Annotated in this window: 21 protein-coding genes and 1 pseudogene; 12 read left to right on the top strand and 10 right to left on the bottom strand. The window is 56.2% G+C overall.

Translation table 11 applies throughout. The features are described 5' to 3' along the window. A partial coding sequence (locus ACWIUF_RS00825) for a two-partner secretion domain-containing protein (RefSeq protein WP_448570274.1) occupies nt 1-513 on the bottom strand: 513 nt, incomplete at its 3' end. Between the two features lie 147 nt (nt 514-660). Here ACWIUF_RS00825 and glyQ point away from each other — a divergent pair. Next, complete coding sequence (gene glyQ, locus ACWIUF_RS00830) at nt 661-1,560, top strand: glycine--tRNA ligase subunit alpha (protein WP_448570275.1); 900 nt, start codon at nt 661-663, stop codon at nt 1,558-1,560. A gap of 8 nt (nt 1,561-1,568) precedes the next feature. On the opposite strand, the gene ACWIUF_RS00835 is transcribed toward glyQ, so the two are convergent. Next, the gene (locus ACWIUF_RS00835; RefSeq protein ID WP_448570276.1) at nt 1,569-3,746 is read right to left on the bottom strand and encodes a tetratricopeptide repeat protein; all 2,178 of its coding nucleotides are present in this window, start codon (nt 3,744-3,746) and stop codon (nt 1,569-1,571) included. A gap of 278 nt (nt 3,747-4,024) precedes the next feature. Between ACWIUF_RS00835 and ACWIUF_RS00840 the strand changes: the two genes are divergently transcribed. Beyond that, nucleotides 4,025-5,137, top strand: a complete 1,113-nt coding sequence (locus tag ACWIUF_RS00840; protein WP_448570277.1) for a mannose-1-phosphate guanylyltransferase — start codon at nt 4,025-4,027, stop codon at nt 5,135-5,137. Nucleotides 5,138-5,220: 83 nt separating this feature from the next. Here ACWIUF_RS00840 and ACWIUF_RS00845 read toward each other — a convergent pair whose 3' ends face one another. The 3 genes from ACWIUF_RS00845 to ACWIUF_RS00855 form a co-directional block, all read right to left on the bottom strand. Further along, nucleotides 5,221-5,595 carry a hypothetical protein gene (locus ACWIUF_RS00845; protein WP_448570278.1) on the bottom strand — a complete coding sequence of 125 codons (375 nt, stop codon included), beginning with the start codon at nt 5,593-5,595 and terminating at the stop codon, nt 5,221-5,223. Nucleotides 5,596-5,779: 184 nt separating this feature from the next. After that, a complete protein-coding gene (locus ACWIUF_RS00850) occupies nt 5,780-6,166 on the bottom strand; it encodes a hypothetical protein (protein ID WP_448570279.1) in 387 nt (128 codons plus the stop codon). A 159-nt stretch (nt 6,167-6,325) separates the two neighbouring features. Then, the gene (locus tag ACWIUF_RS00855) at nt 6,326-6,730 is read right to left on the bottom strand and encodes a hypothetical protein (RefSeq protein WP_448570280.1); all 405 of its coding nucleotides are present in this window, start codon (nt 6,728-6,730) and stop codon (nt 6,326-6,328) included. A 398-nt stretch (nt 6,731-7,128) separates the two neighbouring features. On the opposite strand from ACWIUF_RS00855, the gene ACWIUF_RS00860 reads away from it, so the two are divergent. The 3 genes from ACWIUF_RS00860 to ACWIUF_RS00870 all read left to right on the top strand — a co-directional run bounded on the left by ACWIUF_RS00860 (nt 7,129) and on the right by ACWIUF_RS00870 (nt 10,804). Next, the gene (locus tag ACWIUF_RS00860) at nt 7,129-8,088 is read left to right on the top strand and encodes a DUF362 domain-containing protein (RefSeq protein ID WP_448570281.1); all 960 of its coding nucleotides are present in this window, start codon (nt 7,129-7,131) and stop codon (nt 8,086-8,088) included. A gap of 298 nt (nt 8,089-8,386) precedes the next feature. Continuing rightward, complete coding sequence (locus tag ACWIUF_RS00865; RefSeq protein ID WP_448570282.1) at nt 8,387-9,538, top strand: cob(I)yrinic acid a,c-diamide adenosyltransferase; 1,152 nt, start codon at nt 8,387-8,389, stop codon at nt 9,536-9,538. 750 nt (nt 9,539-10,288) lie between these two features. Then, complete coding sequence (locus ACWIUF_RS00870; RefSeq protein ID WP_448570283.1) at nt 10,289-10,804, top strand: GNAT family N-acetyltransferase; 516 nt, start codon at nt 10,289-10,291, stop codon at nt 10,802-10,804. Between the two features lie 179 nt (nt 10,805-10,983). On the opposite strand, the gene ACWIUF_RS00875 is transcribed toward ACWIUF_RS00870, so the two are convergent. Next, nucleotides 10,984-12,255, bottom strand: a complete 1,272-nt coding sequence (locus tag ACWIUF_RS00875) for an acetylornithine transaminase (RefSeq protein ID WP_448570284.1) — start codon at nt 12,253-12,255, stop codon at nt 10,984-10,986. A 288-nt stretch (nt 12,256-12,543) separates the two neighbouring features. Beyond that, nucleotides 12,544-13,863 carry a hypothetical protein gene (locus tag ACWIUF_RS00880; RefSeq protein ID WP_448570285.1) on the bottom strand — a complete coding sequence of 440 codons (1,320 nt, stop codon included), beginning with the start codon at nt 13,861-13,863 and terminating at the stop codon, nt 12,544-12,546. A 289-nt stretch (nt 13,864-14,152) separates the two neighbouring features. Here ACWIUF_RS00880 and ACWIUF_RS00885 point away from each other — a divergent pair, with 289 nt between their 5' ends. The 6 genes and pseudogenes from ACWIUF_RS00885 to ACWIUF_RS00910 all read left to right on the top strand — a co-directional run. Further along, nucleotides 14,153-14,365 carry a hypothetical protein gene (locus tag ACWIUF_RS00885; protein WP_448570286.1) on the top strand — a complete coding sequence of 71 codons (213 nt, stop codon included), beginning with the start codon at nt 14,153-14,155 and terminating at the stop codon, nt 14,363-14,365. A 93-nt stretch (nt 14,366-14,458) separates the two neighbouring features. After that, on the top strand, nt 14,459-15,151 hold the full coding sequence (locus ACWIUF_RS00890; RefSeq protein ID WP_448570287.1) for an ATP-dependent Clp protease proteolytic subunit: 693 nt from the start codon (nt 14,459-14,461) through the stop codon (nt 15,149-15,151). A gap of 65 nt (nt 15,152-15,216) precedes the next feature. After that, entirely contained in the window at nt 15,217-15,876 is a 660-nt protein-coding gene (locus ACWIUF_RS00895; protein ID WP_448570288.1) for an ATP-dependent Clp protease proteolytic subunit, read from the top strand. A 188-nt stretch (nt 15,877-16,064) separates the two neighbouring features. Beyond that, nucleotides 16,065-16,667, top strand: coding sequence for an ATP-dependent Clp protease proteolytic subunit (locus ACWIUF_RS00900; protein ID WP_448570289.1), 603 nt, complete (start codon nt 16,065-16,067; stop codon nt 16,665-16,667). 245 nt (nt 16,668-16,912) lie between these two features. Then, entirely contained in the window at nt 16,913-17,485 is a 573-nt protein-coding gene (locus ACWIUF_RS00905; RefSeq protein WP_448570290.1) for a DnaJ domain-containing protein, read from the top strand. A gap of 84 nt (nt 17,486-17,569) precedes the next feature. Further along, a pseudogene (locus ACWIUF_RS00910) lies at nt 17,570-18,307 on the top strand (bifunctional sterol desaturase/short chain dehydrogenase); the annotation flags it as partial. A 148-nt stretch (nt 18,308-18,455) separates the two neighbouring features. Here the strand turns inward: ACWIUF_RS00910 and ACWIUF_RS00915 are convergent. Further along, nucleotides 18,456-19,502, bottom strand: coding sequence for a zinc-dependent dehydrogenase (locus tag ACWIUF_RS00915; protein WP_448570291.1), 1,047 nt, complete (start codon nt 19,500-19,502; stop codon nt 18,456-18,458). A 233-nt stretch (nt 19,503-19,735) separates the two neighbouring features. After that, the gene (locus tag ACWIUF_RS00920; protein ID WP_448570292.1) at nt 19,736-20,329 is read right to left on the bottom strand and encodes a hypothetical protein; all 594 of its coding nucleotides are present in this window, start codon (nt 20,327-20,329) and stop codon (nt 19,736-19,738) included. A gap of 558 nt (nt 20,330-20,887) precedes the next feature. On the opposite strand from ACWIUF_RS00920, the gene ACWIUF_RS00925 reads away from it, so the two are divergent. Then, nucleotides 20,888-23,734 (top strand): bifunctional acetate--CoA ligase family protein/GNAT family N-acetyltransferase, encoded by a 2,847-nt coding sequence (locus tag ACWIUF_RS00925; RefSeq protein WP_448570293.1) that lies wholly within the window; start codon nt 20,888-20,890, stop codon nt 23,732-23,734. Between the two features lie 22 nt (nt 23,735-23,756). On the opposite strand, the gene ACWIUF_RS00930 is transcribed toward ACWIUF_RS00925, so the two are convergent. After that, entirely contained in the window at nt 23,757-23,969 is a 213-nt protein-coding gene (locus ACWIUF_RS00930; RefSeq protein ID WP_448570294.1) for an Hfq-related RNA-binding protein, read from the bottom strand. Nucleotides 23,970-24,000: the final 31 nt, after the last annotated feature.

Here is a 24,000-nt window from a genome sequence, read left to right on the forward strand (position 1 = left end):
CGCAAACGCCAACCCCAACGGTGCCCCCACGATCGCCCCATAATCCGGTTGCCCTACCGCTGCAAACACCCCCGACTTAAACTGCACCGCCGTCGCCGTCGTCGCCACCAACGAAGCCGGAATATCCAACCGCGCCGTTGGCCCGAACAAAATCCCCGCCGGATTCATCAAATAAAGATTAGAATTGCCCCCCGTCACCCGCAGCAAACCATTGATCACCGACGGGTCCCCCCCCGTCACCCGCGCCAAAATATTCTGAATCCCCGGCTGCGACAGAAAATTTGCAATCTGATGCGCATCCAACCCAAACTTCAAAAAACTATGGAACAAATTCAAGCGATCGGGCGATAACTGCCCCCCCTGGATATCGAAACGCTCCCCATTGGGCAAAACCATCGTCCCCGTCCCATCCGCCGCTGGCACGATCGGCTGCGCCACCCCCCTAGACGCCAGCCCCCACAGCAGCAACACCAACACAGACAGCGATCCAACCCTGCGGCTACGGCTATTCATAAATCCAACTACACTTCTCACACGTGCGCCACGATAGCACGCGCTCGTCACAATGTCGCTACATCACACCCGCGATCGCACCGTCCCCATCCAGGGCACAATAAATAGGCGAGTTGCATTGAACACGTGAAAATACAGGAGTTGGGCGTGAACTTCCAGTCGGTGATTGCCACCTTACACCAATTTTGGGCCGAACAGGGCTGCCTGATTGTGCAACCCTACGATACTGAAAAGGGCGCAGGCACCATGAGTCCCCATACTTTCCTGCGGGCGATCGGGCCGGAACCGTGGTCCGTGGCCTATGTGGAACCCTGCCGCCGTCCCACCGATGGCCGTTATGGCGAAAACCCCAACCGTTATCAGCACTATTACCAATACCAAGTCCTGATCAAACCCTCACCACCGCAGATTCAGGATATCTACCTCAACTCCCTGCGGGTTTTGGGTATCCAGCCGGAAGAACACGACGTGCGCTTTGTCGAAGATAACTGGGAGTCGCCCACCCTGGGTGCCTGGGGCGTCGGCTGGGAAGTCTGGCTTGATGGCATGGAGGTTACCCAATTTACCTACTTCCAGCAGTGTGGCGGGATTGATTGCCGGCCTGTGGCGATCGAAATTACCTATGGTCTGGAACGGTTAGCGATGTATTTGCAATCCGTGGATGCTTTCACCAAAATCCAATGGAACGATCGCATTACCTACGGTGATGTCCATTTACAAGGTGAAATCGAGCAATGCACCTATAACTTTGAAGCCGCCGATCCGGAGCTACTGTTCACCCTATTTGGCCTGTATGAACAGGAAGCCACCCAACTGATTCAGCGGCATTTGGTCCTACCCAGCTTGGACTATATTCTCAAATGTTCCCATAGCTTCAACCTGCTCGATGCGCGGGGCGTTATCTCGGTTACCGAGCGCACCCGCTATATTGGCCGTATCCGCCACCTAGCCCGCCAGGCAGCCCAACTCTACCTGGAGCAACGGGAATCCCTCGGTTTTCCCCTCTGTGCAACGGCTCCGACTGCCCCCACCCTGGCGAAGCGGTAACAGGCCGTCTAAGCAGCATGCTGGGGTTCGCGGTTGAGGGTAGGCTGGAGCAAGGCCTGAAATTCGGTCGTGGCCCGCACAGCGGCAAAGTCGGGATCGGCCTTGACCAGGCTTTGGTAGAAGGGATTGAGTTGGATCGCCCGTTGGAGGTTGGCGATCGCGGCGGGCATATCCCCCTGCACGGCATAGCAGTAGGCCCGGTTGTAGTAGCCATTGGCATAGTCCGGACGCAGGTCCAGGGCACGATCGAGACTGGCGATCGCCTCCTGGTGGGACCCGATCTTAGCCAAGGTATAACCGCGATTATCCCAGGCGTAGTAGTAATTGGCATTCAGTTGGATGGCATGATCATAGGCCGCGATCGCCTCCTCGTAGCGGTTCAGCCGCTCCAACACATTGCCGCGATTATTCCAAGCTTCCGGATAGTCCGGCTGACGCTCGATCGCCCAATCATAGGCCACCAGCGCTTCCTCATAGCGGCGCAGTTCAAACAGGGCATGGCCTTGCCGATACCAGGGATCGGGATCAGCCGGGTTGAGTTGGCACGCCTGTTCGTAGCAGGTGAGGGCAGCTTTGTACTGGTGAAGTTGCATCAGCACATGACCCCGGTTTAACCAGGCAGGCGCATGGCTGGGCTGGTGTTGCACCACTTCGGTATAGGCAGCCAGGGCCGCTTCGTACTGCTCCAATTGCACCAGCAAGTTGGCTAGGGTGAACCGGAGATCCGCATCCTGGGGCTTGAGGGCCACCGCCCGTTCCAGGCAACCGAGGGCGTCGGGATAGCGCCGCAGTTTGGCCAGCATACTGCCCCGATTCTGCCACGCATCCCCATAGTTCGGATTGATTTCCGTCGCCCGCTCGTAGGCCGTAATCGCCGCTTGATACCGTTGCAATTGCACCAGCGCATTCCCCCGATTATGCCAAGCTTCAGCATAATTGGGCCGATATTTGATCGCCTGATCGTAGCAACGCAGGGCCGCTTCATACTGCTGCTGACTCAACAGAACGCTGCCCCAGTTGAACCAGGCTTCCGCATAGTCTGGGGCCAGCGCGGTTGCCTGCTGGTAGGCCGCGATCGCCGCATCCCAGCGCTTGAGCTTCGCCAAACTGGTGCCGCGATTGTGCCACGCTTCGGCCTCGTTGGGTTGCAGTTGGGTGATCTGGTCATAGCAGGCCAAGGCTTCGGCATAGCGACCGGCTTGGAAATGGCTGTTCCCCTGGCTCATCAGGTAGAGGCATCGGGCCTGAACGCCTTCGCCAAAGGTATCTTCTGTGGCTTCCAGGCTATCTGCCGTGGCCGCTGCGACAAAACTGGCCGCCCCAGGGGAAGCCGCGATCGCCTCGAGGGTTTCCTGGGTATGGACTTGAATTTCAGGGGAACGGGCAGGGGACAGGATGGGGTCTGCCGTGAGGGTGGGGAGGACCTTGGCTAAATCCTGGCGAATTTGGTGGTTTTCCCGGCGAATCTCCTCGACCAGCTTTTGCAACTGGCCCTCGGCCCGCGTGCGCAATTGCTCAACCTTAAATTCTGCCATTTGGGTCTGCTTGCTGAGATTATCCAGCACCCCCTGGCCATCGGCGATCGCCAACTTCAGGGTCGAAACCGCGTCTTGGCTCAGGCTGGCGATTTCCTGCTGGGCCGTCGTTGTCTTTTCCCCCAACTTGCGCAGGAGCCGCCATGCACCCCAAGCTGCCGCCGAAGGGGCCAAGGCCAACAAGACTAGCAAAGCCGTTTGTACGGGCAAGGTATGACTAAAGGCGCGATCGACCTCCGCCTGGATGCGATCGCGGAGAAAGGCACTGGCGGCGATGCGATCGTCCACCAGATCGGAGAGTTGGCGTTCATCTAACCCCCGGCTCATGGGAGGTTGCATCGGTACGGGCAGGAGGACTGGACTGCGGTCATTGCGATCGGGGTTAGCTAGCGCGTCTCCCGGTAGCTCACGATTTGGCCCGCTGTTTGGCGCAAGGGTACTAGAACTGCCCTCACTGGGATTAACCGGATCGGGATTGGCGGCCACGGGGGAAGCCGTGACCAACAGAACCGCGATCGGTACCCAGAGCCAGCTTAAGTCAAGGGCCGTTTGCCCGGGTCTGGCGATGTGTGCCTCAGTTGGGGTGCTACGGCTGCCCGTTGGCCATCGCCCGAAACCCTGTCCGAGCAACCGATGCGTGGAACGCTTCATAGGTGTTGATGTGAGAAGGATGTGAGAGAGAAGATGGCATTCCGCTTAGGCAAGAGACCCTTGCTGCCGAATGCTTGAGGAGGGTATAACAGCGACCTCCCGGTTCGTCAAGGGTAGTCTGCCAAGGGAGTTGGCACCTGGGGGCCGAGCGGGGCGTGCTGATGGCGATCGCACCATCGGGCGGTCACGCGATCACCCTTGACGACACCATCGGCCCGCATGACTAGCTTCTAGCGCCTGAATCGCCCATGATTAATAACACCTGTTGAGGAGATGCCATGCCAATGAACCCCGATGGTCTGTTTATCCCGGTTATCCTGGCGGGGGGTAAGGGCGAACGCTTTTGGCCCTTGAGCCGCAGTCACCATCCCAAACAATTTCTCAGCCTAGATGGGAGTGGCCGCAGTTTGTTGCAGAACACGGCGGAGCGGCTGCTAACGGTTAGCCAGGATTGGGAGACCCTTTGGGTGGTCACGGCAGCCCCGATCGCGGCAGGCGTGCGATCGCAATTACCCGAACTACGCACCCCCCAGGTGCTAGCAGAACCCGAAGGTCGCGATACGGCCCCAGCCGTCGCCTGGACCACTTTGGAAATCGTGCGTCAGGTCGGCGAAACGGCGATCGTCGGGTGTTTTCCAGCAGACCATTGGATCGGGGATGTGGCGGCCTTTCAACGCACCCTAGCTGCGGCGATCACGCTGGCGCAGCAGGAAGCGGCGATCGTCACCCTGGGGATTCCCGCCGTTTACCCGGCAACTGGCTACGGCTATATTGAACAGGGGGAATTTCTGGGCACCTATCAATCCCTACCGGCCTATCGGGTGCAGCGCTTCACGGAAAAACCGGATCAGGCGACCGCAACGACCTTCCTGGCCAGTCGGCAACGCCAACCCGATGGTACCGAAACCTGCCCCTACACCTGGAATAGCGGGATGTTTATCTTCCAGGCGGGCGTTATGTTGGCCGAATTCCGTCGCCATGCGCCCGACCTGTTGGCGGCACTGGAACAGGCTGGCCTGGATGCCTACCCAAATTTACCGAAGATCAGCCTCGACTATGCGGTGATGGAAAAAACCGATCGCGCCTGCATCATCCCTGCCCAGTTTGACTGGGATGATCTGGGGGATTGGAATGCGATCGCCCGGCTACCGGCCAATCCCCGCGATCGGGCAGAGAATCTTACCCTCGCGAATCATCTTAGTCTCGATGCCCATCGCAATATTGTGTTTGCCCAGGATGCCCAAGAAGTCATCGCAACTTTGGGTGTGGATGATTTGGTCGTTGTACGGGTCGATAAGGTTACCCTAGTTGTCCATCGAGAGCGCACCCAGGACATTAAAGCCTTGCTCAAACAACTCCACGATCGGCCAGAATTCAAGGAGCTACTGTAGGGCATAGCAATGGCTCGGTGAACTAGGTTCTCAATCGTCTGGCTTAGGAATTGCCCCGCCTTTCCGTGCGGTGACGATATTGACTACAATCCCACCAATTCACGACTTTCTAAACCAGTCAATTGCTGGACAATGCGCAAGCGAGTTTCCAACTTAGCCACACTAAAACGGTTACGCAGTTGTTCCAAATACGCTAGGGCATTTGCTTTCTCAGTAGTCAACTGCAAAAAGCGTTCCTGGGTCGGTTCATAGGCCGGATTGGCTTGCAAGACTTCATGGCGGCGGGCCTTGCGCTGGAAGTCGTTTTTCAGGTCACTGTCAAAGGCAACCACCACATCGGCCTGGGCCTCCAGGTTGGCCAACTGTTGCTTCACTTCGGCAATTTGGTAGTCCAGTTCATTAGCGGCTTGGGCTGCCTGGGCGATCGCATCGGGGTATTGCTCAAGACGTAGTTTCATAAAAACCTCTGGCGGTTCAATGGGAGAAATACAGCCCTTCCATACTGGGTGAGGTACAGACCAGGGACTTAAGCCCCTGGTTCACAAGACTTGACAGGACTTCATTCCGTACTTCATTAGAGAGGGAAGGGCTGTAGCAGGAATGCTAATAATCCGTGGGGTGGGGCATACCCCAAACTGAACCCTACACCGCAGCTAACTGGTGATTGGGGGGCGGGCTGGGTACTTCCACCGGATGTGGGGCTTCAACGATGCGTTTTGGCGTCTCCCCATCCCGGAATCGGGCAGCGGTTAGCCGTTCGGCTGGACGCTCCACCGGGACGACGGGCCGTTCCTCCGGATGCGGGCGGCGGGCGGTTGGGCGCAAATCCTCGGCCAGAACAGGCGTTCGCTCTAACACGTCTACCTCTAATTTAATGGCTACGAGATAATTGCCACTGGCTTCGCCCACGGCGTCACGCACCAATTGGGCTAGATCGGGATGTGCTGCCGTCATGGGATCACGCAGGGTACAACGATCCCATTCATACTTAGCCGTGGGGTCGAGGGTGAGGATGTAATGTTTTTGCATGGGTCGCACCGGAATGAAGGACTAGAGAGGGGGTAGGCCAAAATAAGAGCGGGGGAGGCATTGGGCCAGGTGGGATTTTAGATTTTGGGATTTTAGATTTTAGATTTGCTGGCTCTTGTGGGGTAGGCATCCTGCCTGCCACACATACAGGCGCGACGGCTAGCTCGCGATCAATTGGGGGGGGCCGGATCGGGATGGACCTGCCCCAATGGGGACCTTGGCCCGATCGCCCATTCCCTGGTTAGCGTTAACCGCAGCCGATCGCGTTTGGCGCTCCCAACGGGCGAGTATGCGGGCTAGATGGCCGGGGTTGAAGACTTGCACTTCATAGGGATAGGGCAATTGCCGCCCCAAACCCATTTGAAAACGACAGTCGAGTAAAGCTAGACGTTGAGCAAATTGCTGCGCCAAGGACAGGCGATCGAAGCCCACATAACAAGTCTCCGTGGCCCCCTCCCCTGCCGCTGGTGATCGGAAGGGCGTACGAACCACTAACACCCGTGGGGAAAGATATTGCCCCACCCGACCCTGCTGAAGTGAAAAGAAACGACCAATCTGCATCATGGGTACCTGCATCCAAAATGGGTAAGCCGATCACGGGACTCATCACACCGAATTGGTTGCCTCAATTCCTGAATTTAGTACAAGTATACTGTATTTATTCACGAACTGGCAAGCACTAGTAGGGTGTCATGTCTAAGAGGATGGGGTGTTTGGCGTCGAGCCTGCGAGCCCCAACACATTGACTAGCCTGGTTGGGTCGCACTGGGCTTGACCCAACCTACCCCATTAACCTTGGCAGACGACTAGCTCCCATGATCGCCAGGGTCTGCAACTCAGCTATCGGCACAACCTGCCCCCGTCTGTCCCCAATCAGTCAGGGTGAATATGTCACAATGCTTGTGGGATAGGCATCTTGCCTGTCACACCCTTTTCCTACTCCCCCTAACGAGGATGATCGCATGACCGCTGTGAGTTTACTTCGTGCCGATTCCTATGACCTCCCGGCCCTGCGGGCTGCCATTGAAGCCTTGCTGGCTCCGTTGGGAGGGATGGGGGCCTTTGTGCAACCGGGCGATCGCGTGTTGCTTAAGCCCAACCTGCTCACTGGCTCCCGGCCCACGGCTGAATGTGTCACGCGGCCCGAAGTGGTGGCCTGTGTGGCGGCATTGGTGCGCGAGGCCGGGGGCGATCCCTTCCTGGGGGATGCTCCCGCCTTTGGATCAGCGCGGGGGGTTGCGATCGCCAATGGCTATCAACCCTGGTTAGAATCGCTCAATTTGCCCGTGGTGGAGTTCCGGGGACATCGCTACGAAACCGTTAGCGAGACGTTTAATCACTTGCGCCTGTCCAAGGAAGCCATGACTGCCGATCGCGTCATCAACCTGCCCAAGGTGAAATCCCACTGTCAACTCACCTTTACCCTGGGGGTGAAGAACCTGTTTGGCTGTGTTCCCGGCAAGATGAAGGCCTGGTGGCATTTGGAAGCCGGGAAGGATGCCGCCCGGTTTGGGGAAATGTTGGTGGAAACGGCGCGGGCGATCGGGCCAGATTTAACGATCGCTGATGGCATTATCGCCCACGAGGGGAACGGCCCCAGTGGCGGTGAGCCTCGATTCCTCGGCATTCTGGGCGCATCGGCCAATGTGTTTGCCCTCGATCGTGCCTGGGTTGAGATTCTCCAGGTAAACCCAGCCCAAGTCCCCACGGTGGCAGCCGCCCAACGGTTAGGGTTGTGTCCGGATTTAACGACGGTGGACTTCCCCCACCTGCATCCGTCGGCATTGGTGGTCACGGATTGGCGACTGCCCGATCGCCTAGTGCCCATTGACTTTGGGATGCCCCGTATCCTGCGATCGTCCCTGAAGCACCTATATATCCGATTTATCCAGGAACCCTTGCATCTCTATGCAAGCCGTTGAGACAACCCTGCCCAACCCCGGCGTCGCGTTGCGATCGTCTCCCAACCGTCTACCCAATTTTTCCGCAAGGTCAGGCAGCCCAAACCCCCACCGTCGCGCGATCTCCCATAGCACGGGTAGAACAAGAGCTACCGCCAGTCCCCGATAGGTGGGGCGTCATAAACTAGATAAGCCGCTCTGCGGGCCTGGTTAAGGGCCAAGCGTGAGGCTGGGTGAGCCGCCCTTAAACCTGAACGCTTGTCTCTATAATGCTGTTAGACTTGTTGCTGCACAGTTGGCAGCGCGGGAGTAAGCAGGCATGACCACAACCACCACCCGCACGGGGATAGGTATCCGGACAGTCCAGGTTCGCCCAGAACGCTTGGTGGGTCAGATCCATGTCTATGATGGGTTGGGCAAGGGGAAATCCCAGGCAGCGCTGGGGGTGGTGCTGCGATCGATTGGTCTGGGGATTCAATCCGCCCGCGAAAGTCGGGTGCTGCTGCTGCGCTTTCTGAAGGGACCGGGGCGCACCTATGACGAAGATGCGGCGATCGAGGCCCTGCGGCGCGGGTTTCCCCATCTGATTGACCAGGTGAGTACGGGGCGGGCGGAATTTTTTGGCCCTGATGAGATTGGCCGCTTCGATCGCCTGGAAGCCCAACGGGGTTGGGATGTGGCCAAGGGGGCGATCGCCTCTGGGCTGTATTCCGTGGTGGTGTTGGATGAACTCAACCCGGTGTTGGATCTGGGGTTATTGCCGGTGGATGAGGTGGTGCAAACCCTTAAAAATAAGCCGGAACATTTGGAAATTATTGCCACGGGCCGATCGGCCCCGGCTCCCCTGCGCGAGATTGCGGACCTACATTCGGAAATGCGCCCCGTGCAATCCGTGGATGAACAGACCTGCGCCCACAGCATTGAGGGTCTGGAAATCTATACCGGCGGTGGCAAAGGGAAATCCACCAGCGCCCTGGGTAAGGCATTGCAGGCGATCGGGCGGGGCATTAGCCAGGATAAATCCCACCGGGTTTTGATCATGCAGTGGCTCAAGGGCGGGGCGGGTTATACCGAAGATGCGGCGATCGCGGCCCTGCGGCAAAGCTATCCCGATCTGGTGGATCATCAGCGCTGTGGCCGGGATGCGATCGTCTGGCGGGGCCAACAGCAGGAACTGGATTACGTCGAAGCCGAACGGGGTTGGGAAATTGCCAGAGCCGCGATCGCCTCTGGGCTATACAAAACCATTATTTTGGATGAACTGAACCCCACCGTCGATTTGGAACTTTTGCCCCAAGAGCCGATCGTCCAGACCCTCCTACGCAAACCTCGCTTTACCGAAGTGATCATTACCGGACGTTGCCTGAATCCCCCCGCCTACTTTGAATTGGCCAGTGTCCACTCGGAGGTATTCTGTCATAAGCATTATGCTAACCAGGGGGTTGAGCTAAAGCGCGGGGTTGATTTCTAATCCGGATGCCCTAGCAGATGAGCTTTTCTGCCTCCCCTTGGGTGAGTTCAGCCTGCGGTAGCGACACATAACCGGCGTATAGGCATAGCTGCCACTGCTACCGTCCCCCTCATCCCCCAACCCCACCCGTCGCCAGGGATTAACCGTTCTCTAGGCTGAATATTTATATAAATGAATTTGAACGTGAAAATTCTCAATAAAAAGTTTGGCTTATAGCCTGAATTTGACAATTCGTTCAAAATTGGCTGTTCCGGGGGTAACATTCCTAGCGTTTTTGATATAGACTGAAGTCGATGATAGGTTAAATCTTGATAGACCTAAGTCAACTCCTGAGGCGGTCGTTGCGTTGGCTGGGGTTCCCCCAAGCCCCTTCGCCTGTGTCACTGCCGATCTCAGGTAGGAGCGACTGCTAAGTGCGACGCTGGGGCAGATTTCTGCCCCTTCCTCATTCCGTTTTGATGGCAACTTTCTGACTGGCAAGATAATTGACGGGCCAGAGGCCCAGCCTACTCTTGTTCGGGGATGTCTCACTCCATGACCACTCCTCCTAAACCCCATTCCCGTATGGCCCTCAATTTAAAAGCACCCCAAGCCCCCTTTTTGATCTGGGAAGATGCCTCCAAGGTCTACAGCACCTCCATACCCGGTGAGGTACAGACCAGGGGCTTAAGCCCCTGGTTCGCAAGGCTTAACAGGACTTCACTAGAGAGGGAACGGCTGTATCCCACCCAAAGGAGTTCCTATTCCACCATGACCGCAAACCCATCCCCGCTGCAAATCCGTTGTGCCCAACCAGCGGATGTCCCAGCCTTGGCCGACCTCTACTACCAGAGCGTCCTCGCCACTGCGCCCCAAGCCTACACCCCTGCCCAAACAGCAGCTTGGGCAGCCTTTGCTACCGATTTGCCCCAATTCCAACGGTTTATTCTAGGGGTGACGACCTATGTTGCTACGAAGGCTGGCGCGATCGCCGGTTTTGCGGGCATTGGGGCCACTGGCCATGTTGCATCCCTGTATGTTCACCCCCACTTTGCGCGTCAGGGTATTGGGTCCTCACTGGTGCAGACGATTGTGCAGCACGCCCAAGACCAGCGCTTACCACGCCTCTATGCGGAGGTCAGCGAGTTCAGCCTAGGGGTATTTCAGAAATTTGGCTTTATTCACTACCAAACGGAAACCGTCGATCGCCAGGGGGTACGGTTCACCCGCTACCTAGTGGAACGCTGGCTGGCAGCCCCCCCTGTCCCATCCCAACCCGATGAGTAAGGCCGCCCACCCATGCTCCCTAGGCGCGTGATTATTCCGCGTTGTTGATGCAACCGGTCCCTAGTCCTGTAGACATCAAGGTTCACAACATGAGTCGTAACGACTGGAGTCGCGGCCAGCTAACACCAGCACTGCAAACGCTGCCTACGGCAACGTTACAGCCTTGAGGATGGGCTGCACTAGGCAATGAGGGTGGCTAAGGCTTGTCCTAGGGCCGCGATCGCCGCCTCGACCTCCGCCTCGCTCACAATCAATGGGGGCACAAACCGCACCACCTGGGGGCCTGCCGGGACGATGAGCAAACCTGCCGCGATTGCCGCCTTCGTGATCGCCGCCGCTGTTAATGCAGTCCCCTCTTGGAGGACCAAGCCATTGAGCAAGCCTCGACCCCGCACCCCGGCAAGATGGTTGGGATAGCGTTGGGCCACTTGTTCGAGACCCGATCGCAATTGCTGTCCCCGTGCCGCCACATTGGCCAGCAGGTTTTCCCGCTCCAGGGTTTGGCATACCGCGAGGGCCACCCCACAAGCAAAGGGATTACCGCCGTAGGTGCTGGCGTGTTCCCCCGGCTCAAAAATATCGCAGGTGGATTTGCACAACATCGCCCCAATCGGAATCCCGCCGCCGAGGCCCTTGGCACTGGTGAAGATATCCGGTTCAATGCCCAAGTGCTCATAGCCCCACCACTTACCCGTGCGGCCCACCCCCGTTTGCACCTCATCCAGGATTAATAGCATCCCGGTTTCATCGCAAATCTGGCGCACTAGTTGAAAATAGTCGCGATCGCCCGGACGAACCCCCCCTTCCCCCTGCACGGGTTCCAGGAGGATGGCCGCTGTGCGTTGCTGGCCCTGGTTGAGTTCGACAACCGCCCGTTGTAGGGTATCTGCATCGTTGTAGGGAATGTAGTGGAAGCCGGGGACGAGGGGGGAGAAATGCTGGTGGTACTTGGGCTGGCCGGTGGCGGTGACGGTGGCGAGGGTGCGCCCGTGGAAACTGGCCTGGGCCGTGAGGATAATCGGGTGGTCGATATTCAGCACCGTGTGGGCATATTTGCGGGCCAGTTTGATCGCCGATTCATTGGCTTCGGCTCCGGAATTGCAGAAAAAGACGCGATCGGCACAGGAATGATCAACTAACCAACGGGCCAGGGCACCCTGTTCGGGAATGTAATAGAGGTTAGAAACATGGTGGAGCTTTTGCATCTGCCGCGTCACGGCTTCCACCATCACCGGATGGGCATGGCCCAAGGTACAGGTGGCAATCCCCGCCACGAAGTCGAGATAGTCCTTACCCGCCGCATCCCAAACCCGGCAACCCTGGCCACGGATCAGGGTTAATGGGAAACGGGCATAGGTCCCCATCACGGTTTGATCAAAGGCCGCCGTTTGCTCCAGGGAGGGGGGCTGGCTCTCAACGGTGGGGGGATGGGGTAGGGTCTCGGTACTCACGATCGTCTCCTCGGTAAATTGGGCAGGATTCAGCCACCACGAACAAGTTAGGAAAAACACCTATTAGGTCACGATATCAAATTCACGATCGCATCAGGTGCGAGAAAGGTTGGCGTTTCATTACGATCCCCCCGGCGACCACAGCCGCTTAGCAGGGGTTGGAAAAGTCTAGAAACCAGCCGTTTGGGCGACTGAAGTCGCCACTACAAACGCGAAGCAACCCTTAGGACAGCCCAACGTCGAGGTTCGTAGTCGCGGTTTTAACCGCGATCTTCTTAAAACAGCCGCTTAGGAGTTGGTGCCCTCGCGGTACCGGGCCTCAGCCTCGATTTTTTCTTGCTGCTCGGCCTCCTGTTCGATGAGATCGCGATCGGTGGTGTAAATAATATCGCGATCGCGAATCACGACTTCGGTCGCAAATTGCTGGGCATACAGTTGTTTCCGTTCAAGATCTGGGCTAGGCGCTTGGAGTGGGATAGTGCGCTGCGATCGCATCCGGTTGCGGGCTTCTACCCGTTGGTTGCGCAGTTGTAGCCAAACATAGCGCACGATCGGGACCACCACAACGCCAACCCCATAACCCAAGAGAAGCCAATACATCGATCGTACCAGCCCAATAAACCCTTCCAGTTCTGCGGGATTCACTTGCAGTAACCCCCCCAGGATCAGGGCACCCCCCAGATTGACCGCCGCGAGAATGATCACCCCCGTGGCCTGACCCGGCGTGGCTTGGGTGAAGGGCCAGCGGTGTTCCCGTAGATAGTCTGGTACGCGTTGGGATTGGCTCTGCTCTGCCGTTACTTGCAGGGCGGGGAAATGATAGACCAAGCCGCCCTCTGGACTGACCTGGGGACGCCCATCAAACCGAGCCAACACGGGCAGCATATAGGTTTCGTATTCCTGATCCGATTGCGATCCCAGATCATCCAGATAAGGGGCAATCTGTTCAGCGACAACCACACCTTGATGGTTCCTAATCGTGGTGGCGATCATCTGCCAGCGGCGATCTTCCAGGTCAGCATTGGGGTTGCCATCCCCAAAGAGGAAGGAATACACGGCTTCCAGGAAATTGAGTTTGTTACCTTCGGCCTGGGGTTTAGGGCGGCGCTTGGCTAGGCGGCGATCATCATCAAAGGGTTCAAAAAATAAGGACCACTGGGAGAGCAGGTAGCTATAGCGTTGCAGTTGCCAGAGGAAAAAGAGATCCCCGCCATCCGATCGCCGCTCCCGCTCTTCTCCCTCCTGACTTTGTTGGGCAAATACGAGGATGATAATGGCCGTGAAGATAATGATGATCGAGATGACGAGGGCAATGCCAAAGGAGATGCGAATGAGGTAAAAAATGATCTGCCAGAGTTTTTGCAATCTGGCTTGCATCTGCGATCGCCGGGAGCGGTCCCGCAAGATGCTCTGGAAATTCCTCGGAAACTCGTAAACGATTTCCCCCGATTCGGCCACTTGCAGGTGTCCCCCCGCCGCCGCCGCCAAAGAGGTCAACTCCTGCCGCACGGTAGCGAGTTCCAAACCCGATTTTGCCGCCACGTCCCCGATCGTCACCCGATAGTTCAGGGCGGTGACTGCCTCCATCACTGCTGTCTGCGTTGCCATTTCCCCCTTCCCGCCGTGATCGTGCGCGTGTCATCGATGCTCAAAGAACTATTCTGATCCTAGCGAGTCAGACCGCGATCGGGGGTGGACGGGGCTGGAGTGTTGAAAGCCATCCCCCCCTTGTTGCTGATTTGTTGCTGATTTGTTGCTGATTATTGATAGCTCTTTACAATTAACTAAGCGATGTGTAGCAATATGTGGCAACAGGTCTAATTTTGTGAACGGGTGGACGTTTTTCGATGGCATCACCGAAGATTAATCATAGTTCCCCGTTTGGAGGGTCGGAATTATGATGCTGACGTCACCGAAAGTGATTTATCACAACCTCAATTTACTGGAGCGGGTTGATGCTGCGACCAGTGCGGTCTACCGGGAATTGGCGCAGGAAGCCATTACCGATCCCGACATTAGCCTCAACTGGCGGCAAGCCATCTCCGATCGCCTCAACCGTGCCAATGTGCTGCTGGGTATTCAAGCCACGGACGGCACCGACAGTTACTAAGGCTGCCCAGCTAGGGGACGGGACGCCGCGTTCGGCGTTGGGTGGTTTACGTTACCATTGAGTAACTCTGCTTTCGTTGCTCAAGCACCCGTGATGAAACAACCGATTCAGGCTGCTCAGTCCCCCTACTATGGCGATGCCTACTATCGCACACCGCCCCCGGATTTGCCGTCCCTATTGCTCAAGGAACGGATTGTTTACCTAGGCCTGCCCCTAGTCTCGTCGGATGACTTTAAGCGGCAGTTGGGGGTCGATGTCACCAAGCTGATCATTGCGCAGCTCCTCTATTTGCAATTTGACGATCCCGATAAGCCGATCTATTTCTACATCAACTCGACCGGTACCTCCTGGTATACGGGGGACGCGATCGGCCAGGACACGGAAGCCTTTGCTATCTGCGACACGATTAACTATGTAAAGCCGCCCGTCCATACGATTTGCATCGGTCAGGCAATGGGGACAGCGGCCATGATCCTGTCGGCAGGGACCCCTGGGTACCGGGCCAGCTTACCCCACGCCACGATCGTCCTCAACCAACCCCGTGTGGGGATGGGGCGCAGTCAGGCCAGTGATATTCAGATTCGGGCGCGGGAAGTGCTGGCCAATAAGACGGCCATGCTGGATATCCTGTCGAAGAATACGGGGCAACCAGCGGAAAAAATTGCCAAGGATACCGATCGCATGTTTTACCTAACGCCCCAACAGGCGAAGGAATATGGCTTAATCGATCGCGTCCTAGAAAGCAGCAAAGACCTGCCCAAGCCGATCCCGGCAGGTATCTCCTAGCGATCGTTGCCATTATTGCTGTCTCTGGTTTTCCCTCTGCACCACGCCATCACGCTAAACGACCTATGCCTGTCGATGAAATCCTGCGCGTTCCCTACAACATCCCCGGTAGTCCCTACTGGCAGTGGATTAGTATTTATACCCGACTGAGCCAGGAACGGATTATTTTCCTGAACCAACCCCTAACCACGGGGCTGGCCAATTCCCTCGTCTCGGCCATGCTCTATCTGGACTCCCAGGACCAAACCAAGCCGATCTACCTGTATATCAACTCCTTTGGTGATCCGGTAGCGGCGGGCCTGGCCAATGAGTCGGCGGGGATGATCTCGGTGACGGCGGGGTTGGCGATTTACGACACGATGCAGTATGTCAAGTCGGAATTGGTGACTGTGTGTCTGGGGCAGGCGATCGGGATGGCGGCGGTGTTGCTGGCAGCGGGGACGAAGGGAAAGCGGGCCAGTTTACCCCACGCCATGATCGCCCTCGCCCACCCCCAGGTGGGGACCCAGGGGCAAGCCACCGATATTCAAATCAATGCCCAGGAGGTGTTGGCCAAAAGGGCCACCGTGCTGGAAATCCTCTCCCGCACAACAGGACAACCGACCGACAAGCTGATCAAAGACATGGATCGTTTCTTCTACCTGACGCCAACCCAAGCGTTAGAGTATGGGCTGATCGATCGGGTCCTGGAACCGACTGCGACCCCTGCGGCCAGCACAGCCTAAGTCTCAGCCACCGCTTGTGGGGTAGGCAGCCTGCCTGTCAGATGGGATTTTAGATTTTGGGATTTTAGATTTTAGATTGGCAGGATATTGTGGGGTAGGCATCCTGCCTGCCCTCGAACATCGATCTCCGGCTCGATCAGCCATCAATCTCCGGCTCGATAATTAATCAATCTCCTAGGAGTATTCCCATGCCTATTGGTGTTCCCAGCGTTCCCTACCGCCTTCCCGGTAGTGCCTACGAACAATGGATTAATATTTACGAGCGTCTCTTTCGGGAGCGCATTATTTTCCTCTCGGAGGAAGTCGATGACGGCATTGCCAACGCGATCGTGGCCTATCTGCTCTATCTCGACTCGGACGATCAAAGCAAGCCGATCTACCTGTATATCAACTCCCCCGGTGGGTCAGTCACGGCGGGGATGGCAATCTACGACACCATGCGCCACATTAAGTCGGAAGTGGTGACCATTTGCGTTGGACTGGCAGCTTCAATGGGGTCCTTCCTGTTAGCGGGGGGGACCAAGGGTAAGCGCTTGGCCCTGCCCCACTCGCGGATTATGATTCACCAGCCGTCGGGCGGCACGCGGGGACAGGCGACAGATATCGAAATTGAGGCCAGGGAAATCCTGCGCATTCGCCACCAGTTGAACCAAATTTATGCCGAAAATACGGGACAGCCATTGGAAAAGATCGAGCGGGATATGGATCGGGATTTCTTCATGTCGGCGGAGGAAGCCAGGGACTACGGGCTGATCGATCGCGTCATTGAAGATCGGGCAATGGCGAATTAGGGGGTATGGGCCTCCTCATGGGGCAATGGAGCTACCCTTGGCTATGCCGAGCAACCCCTCGAACGCCCCTTGGGGGATTGACGCTTCGGCATTTTGCCCCCATAGTTGAGAGCATCGCCCAGGGTGTCAAAACACACGGGAAGGGTGTTGGGCCAGTGCTACGCTGAACTGGCAGTCGCCCTTCAACACTGGGCAAATGACGGACTTTTGCCTGAATTTCCGTACATTGCCCCCGATGGATGGTCATGAATCTTGCTGATTGCTATCGCTTATTAGGGTTACGATCGGACGCGTCGGCGGCTGACGTGAAGGCATCCTATCGGCGGCTAGCGCGGCAATACCATCCCGATATCAACCCGGACGATTGTCAAGCCCATGATACGTTTCTCCGGATTACAGAAGCCTACAAGGCTTTGATAACGGCACTTCCGGCAACCAAGGGTGAGGCAACGCCCCGACAGTATCGCGTGACTCCACCCGCGACGGCCCCCGTGGGAACGGCCAGACCGCTGAGTGAGATCGAGCAGCAACTTAAGCAATCTGCCTATCAACAACTTCAGGAGTTGCTCAAACAACAGCGTTTTCCCCGGGCGATCGCGCTGGTGGAGGGGTTGGCGCAGCGGTTGTCCCAGGATCTGGAAGTCCGCCAATGGCAGGCGATCGTCTATCAACGCTGGGGGCATTATTTAATTAAGGAGCACCAGTTCAGTAAGGCCAGGGTCTATCTGCAAAAAGCACTCCGGGTTGATCCCCATAACCGCTCGTTGGCGATCGCAGTGCAGCGGGATCTGCATAAGCTGGAGCAGGTCTTTCACTAGGGTTGAGGGTGGGGGCGCGATCGGCGTTATGGTGAACCCCGAAGCCACGAAGGGCAGGAAGGGGCAGGAAGTTCTTGGTATCTTGGTTTCTTGGTGTTATTTTCTCGATTTCCCGTGGCTAAGTCTTTTTTCCAAGATAAAGTGATTGCGATTACGGGGGCATCGGGCACCCTGGGGCAAGCATTGATCAGGGCGTTATCCCAGGCTGGGGCAACCGTGATTGCCCTGACGACCCATGCGGAGGCGACGTTTCCCCCTGGGACGAGGGTGATGCCGTGGCAGGTGGGTCAAGAGCAGGAACTACGATCGCAGCTACACGGGGTCGATATTTTAGTGATTAATCATGGTGTGAATGTCTACGGCGATCGTACCCCCACCGCCATTCACCAATCCTATGAGGTCAACACGTTTTCTGTGCTGCGATTAGCGACTTTATTTTTAGAATTGGTGACAGAGGATGCTGAGGCCGCCGATCGTGCGTCCAAGGAACTGTGGATCAATACTTCGGAGGCGGAAGTCAGTCCGGCATTTAGTCCCCTTTATGAACTGTCAAAACGGGCCATTGGGGATTTAATCACGTTGCAACGTCTCGATTCACCCTGTGTGATTCGTAAACTGGTGCTGGGTCCCTTTAAGAGTCAACTCAATCCCTATGGGGTGATGTCGGCAGATTGGGTCGCACGGACAATTGTCACCTTAGCCCAATGGCAAGTGCGTAACATTATTGTGACGATTAACCCCTTTACCTATTTGGCTTTTCCCCTCAAAGAACTGAGCCAATCGCTTTATTTTAGGTGCTTTTCTCGGCGATCGATCTCCTGAAAATAACCCCCTGCAAGGCACCTTGATTAATCTGGGATCGGGCAGTTCAACTGCCCCAACACTACAAACGCCAAGCAACCCTTAGGATAGTCAAACGTCGAGATTCGTAGTTGCGGTTTTAACCGCGATCCCCTTTTTAAAACAGCCTCTAAGGGGTAATTAAGATCTTGTAGGTATCAGGGGTTGGATTACAGGCGCGTTCGACGGCTTGGGCAAGGTCCCGCAGGGGATAGCGATCGCTAATGAGGGCGTTGATATCCAGCCGTTGGTTAAAAACCAGATCGGCGGCAAGGGCCTGAAGGCGATAGGAGGAACTGTAACTACCCATGAGATCAATTTCGCGCCGGTAAAGAATATTCGGATTCAGGGGAATTTCGACCTCATCCGGGAATTCAGCAAAGAACAAAATTTTGCCCCCCTTACGGGTACAGTCGAGGGCTTGGAAAAAGGCCCGATCGCTGGGAACAGCTAGGAGGGTGGTATCTACCCCTAGGTCATCAGTAAGGGCTTGGATTTTCTGGGGTAGTTGGGGATCACGGGCATCAAAGGCGGCCTCTGCCCCAACTTGCAGGGCCTTATCGATACGGCTGGGTAGCAAATCCGTGGCGATCGCCCGCGCTCCGAAGTAGCGCACGAGCATGATAAACATCAGGCCGATCGGGCCAGCACCAGTTACCAAGATAGTTTGGCCAGGAGCCACCTGGGCTTTTTTCACGGCTTTCAGGCAGCAGTTGGTCGGTTCCACAAAACTCGCCTGCTCAAAACTCACCGTATCCGGAATCCGGATCAGGCCACCGTGGCGCACAATATGCCCCGGTACTTTGACATATTCCGCAAAGCCGCCACCACTGGGAATAAAGCCTGCCGTTGTGGTGATCGTTTTATACACCTCACACATGGAAAAGTTATCGTTGAGGCAATAGCGACAGTGCATACAGGGAATGTGGTGTAGCACCACCACGCGATCGCCCACCTGCCAATCGGTGACGGCTTTTCCCACCGCCGCGATCGTCCCAGCAGTTTCGTGCCCAAAAATCCGGGGCGGTTCGTAGAGGGGATAGCAAATTTTTTTAATATCGGACTGGCATAACCCCACGACCCGTACTTGCACCAATACCTCGTCGGTATCAATATCTGGCATGGGGACATCCTCATAGCTGAGTTGATTCACGCCCCGAAAAACCTGCGCTTTCATAAACTGATGCCACCCTACCAATAGGAATCGCAAACGAAAGTAGTCCACTCCTCAGGTTACCTGAGTGCAGGCTTATTTTAACGACAACTAATGGGGAAGTGGGTCCGGGGGCGCTCTGTGAGCGGGACAGCCGAGACAGCTATCCCACAAGATCTCGTCAGCTTGGTGCTTTGCGAGCGGGACAGCCGAGACGGCTATCCCACAAGGTTGGAGAGTGTGAAGAGTGACGCTGGCTAAGCGGGTGCCTCCCCAGAACTGTCCGCTGCTTTGAACAAGACCGGTGCCCGTTGCAATCGCTGGTAGGTACGGTATTGGTAGTAGAGATCTCGGTTTGAGAAAAAGAACAGGGAAACCGCTTCCCAGAGAAACACCCACCCCCCAATAAACAAGCCCTCATCCAATACGGCGGTCAGAAGATGTTGCTCGGCGGGTTCTGATAACAGTCTGGCCACTACTAGGGTCACCAGCCCCGCCAGGACATAGCGGAGAGTGCGCGTATTAATCACCTTAAGTTCTCGGCGCAGTAGGTAAAGCTTAAAGTTAATCCCATTCTGGAGACCCGTGCGCACGGATGGCTCCATTGCCTCATTGCGCCGCTCCGGCGGTAGGGTAAAACAGATCTCGATCGGGTACTTAAAGGGAATTTCCGCCGAGCTTTCCTCCAGGTAAAGTTTTAAATCAGCGTCCAAGTCTCGACGCTTAAAGGGGGCAGGGTCCCATTCACTGAAGATATCGGTATATTGATCCAATGCAACTTCAATCATATACGCTTGATTGGCTGGATCAATGGAATACATTTCCTTAAAGGCTCGTTTTTTCCGTTTCATAAAACTACTTTATTGACTATTTTTTGACTATTTACAGTTTTTTATCTGGAAAAGAAACAGACAATTACTTAATTCTATTGTTTATTGAATGCTAGTTTGGTAAATATCAAGATTCTCAATGTTAATAGTAACGACTTTAGTCGTTTCAGACTCAAGTTCGCACTAGAAACATTGCCTAAGTATAGGGCACCTCGGATAACCATCCCGCGTGGCCAAGTGACATTATCCTGTTGGTTGGGGCAGTTGAACTACCCCCATCCCAGATTTATCGAAGTACCCTTCAGCAATCGAGGTTCCCTTAAGCTTAAGCTGGTCAGCATTGATGTAGGGTCTGCGCCGGGAAATTACCCGTTAGGCAAAGACTTCCTCACAAAGCTTTAGAGATTAAAAGATTTTGCCCGATCGTTGAGCGGCATTTTTATACTGGGGCTAGGCTGACTGGGGCTGGGCTGCCATGATTTACCCACCATGCGCCTTTCTCGGAGGGCGGGTAACCCGTTAGGACCCTGGCACGTTAGCCCCTACCTGTACTGTCTGTGCTTGGGAAATTGTTCCGTCATGGTGACCACCACTGCTCCCTACAAATTTGATCCTGCCTACGATATCCTGCGGGCCGAACACCAACCCCTAGATGCCATCTTTCGTCCGCGATCGGTCGCGGTGATTGGGGCCACGGAACGCGCGGGCAGTGTGGGCCGCACTCTCCTGTGGAACCTGGTGAGCAATCCCTTCGGGGGGACTGTTTTTCCCGTTAACCCCCAGCGGCGCAGCGTCCTGGGCATCAAAGCCTATCCCAGCATTGCCGCCGTCCCCGAAACCGTGGATTTGGCCGTCATTGTCACCCCGGCGTCCACGGTTCCCGGTGTGATCCAGGAATGCCTGGAGGTCGGGGTCAGGGGTGCGATCATTATCTCAGCGGGGTTCAAGGAAATTGGGGTGGCGGGGATTGAACTGGAACACCAGATCCTCGACCTTGCGAAGGGCAAAATGCGAATCATTGGCCCCAACTGTTTGGGGGTGATGAATCCCCTGACGGGACTGAACGCGACCTTTGCCAGTGCGATGGCGAACCCCGGTAGTGTCGGGTTTATTAGCCAGAGTGGGGCGCTGTGTACGTCGGTGTTGGACTGGAGTTTCCGGGAAAATGTGGGCTTTAGTGCCTTTGTCTCGATCGGCTCCATGCTCGACGTAGACTGGAGCGACCTGATCTACTACCTGGGGGACGATCCCCACACAAGTAGCATTGTGATTTATATGGAGTCGATCGGCAATGCCCGTTCTTTCCTCTCCGCCGCCCGTGAAGTTGCCCTCACCAAGCCGATTATCGTCATCAAGGCAGGACGAACCGCTGCTGCTGCTGCGGCGGCGGCTTCCCACACCGGCGCGCTGACCGGCAGTGATGAGGTGTTGGATGCGGCCTTCCGGCGCTGTGGGGTCCTGCGGGTGAACACGATTAATGACCTGTTCAATATGGCCGAAGTGCTGGCGAAACAACCTCGCCCTCAGGGGAAGCGCCTGACGATTCTCACCAATGCGGGCGGCCCCGGCGTCCTGGCGACGGATCACCTGATTAGCGGGGGGGGAGAACTCGCGCCCTTGTCTGAATCGCTAGTGGAACAATTGAATGCCTTTCTGCCGCCCCACTGGAGCCACCAAAACCCGATCGATATTTTGGGGGATGCCGATGCCGATCGCTATGCCCAAGCGATCGCCGTCGCCTTGGCCAATCCGGAGAGCGATGCCCTGTTGGCGATCCTCACGCCCCAGGCCATGACCGACCCCACCCAAACCGCCCAACGGCTAGTCGAAAGTTTGCAAGCCTCAACACTGCCCGTTAAACCGATTCTGGCCAGTTGGATGGGGGGGGATGATGTGGCGGCAGGGGAGGCCATCCTCAACCGGGCCAATATTTTCACCTTCCCCTATCCCGATACGGCGGCCCAGGTGTTTAACTACATGTGGCAATATGCCTACAGCCTGCGCAGTTTGTATGAGACGCCCGTCCTACCCCAAATTGCTGACCCCGAAGCCACCGAGACCGCCCAACAAGTGGTGCAGGCCATTCTGGAGCGGGTGCGGGCCAGTGGGCGGATTTTGCTGACAGAACTGGAGTCGAAGCAGGTCCTCAGTGCCTATGGCATTCCCACCGTGCCCACCTATTTAGCCACCAGTGCCGAGGCTGCGGTGGAACGGGCGGAGCAGTTGGGCTATCCGGTGGTGTTGAAGCTGAATTCCGAGGTGGTCACCCACAAGACCGATGTCGGCGGGGTGCAACTTAACCTGACCAGTGCCGAGGCGGTGCGCCAAGCCTACACCACGATCGCCCAAAATTTGGAACGAATGGGAGCGGCTGAGGCTTTCCAAGGGGTGACGGTGCAACCTATGGTTAGCCTGACGGGCTATGAACTGATCGTGGGCAGTAGCCTTGATCCCCAGTTTGGCCCCGTGCTGTTGTTTGGGACTGGTGGACAGTTAGTAGAGGTGTTCCGCGATCGTGCCTTGGCCCTACCGCCCCTCACCACAACCTTGGCACGACGAATGATGGAGCAAACCCTGATCTATCGCGCTTTGCAGGGGGTGCGGGGACGTAATGCGGTAGACTTGGCGGGTCTGGAGCAATTATTGGTGTGCTTTAGCCACTTGGTGAGTGAACAACCGTGGATTAAGGAGATTGACATTAACCCGCTGCTGGCGGCTCCGTTGCCGGATGAGAACCAGCCTGGGGAACGCCAAGACACGGAAGCACATGGGCATACGGGGTCAGGATCGTCGGAGCAGCGTCCGGCGGGGTTGTTGGCATTAGATGCGCGGATTGTGATCCATGCCCCAGATACAGCGGCACACCAGTTACCGAAACCCGCGATTCGGCCCTATCCCAGTCAATATATTGGCCACTGGCAGTTGAAACAAGGACTTGCGGTGACGATTCGTCCCATTCGCCCGGAAGATGAGCCACTCATGGTTAATTTCCACAAGACACTCTCCGAAGAAAGTGTCTATTTGCGCTATGCCCACCTGATCAAACTGAGTCAACGCGTCTCCCACGATCGCCTGACCCGGATTTGTTTTATTGACTACGATCGGGCGATTGTTCTGGTGGCTGACCATAAAGATCCGGAATCCGGCGAGCATAAAATTCTAGCCGTGGGTCGGTTGAGTAAGCTGATCGGGACCCGTGACGCCGAGTTCGCCATGCTGGTGAGTGATCCCTATCAGCGCCAGGGGTTAGGGACAGAACTCTTGCGACGGCTGTTGCAAATTGCTAAAGATGAAAACCGCAGTGCCGTATTGGCAGACATTTTGCCGGATAACTATGCCATGCAACGGGTCTGTACGAAGCTAGGCTTTAAGCTCCATCGTCGTCTGGATGAACCCATGTTGCGGGCAGAACGAATTATGGAGTAGGCGTCTGGTCGTTATGCCAAGATCAGGGTTTGGGCTTGAGGTAAACCAGCGCCTGTCGCCAGATAATAACCTCTTGACCATACTGATCCTTGAGGCACAGACATTGGGCGTCCTGCCAAAAAACATGACCAACGAGCAGATCATCAGTGACCAGCTTAACCTCGACCTCTTTCTTCTCTTTCACAAACGCTTGCAATTGGCGAATGCTCGGCAAGTTCGTATCAAATTCAGTCATAATGCCTTTTAGGAATATGATGACAACCGTA

It is taken from the genome of Trichothermofontia sp. (genome assembly GCF_053493415.1).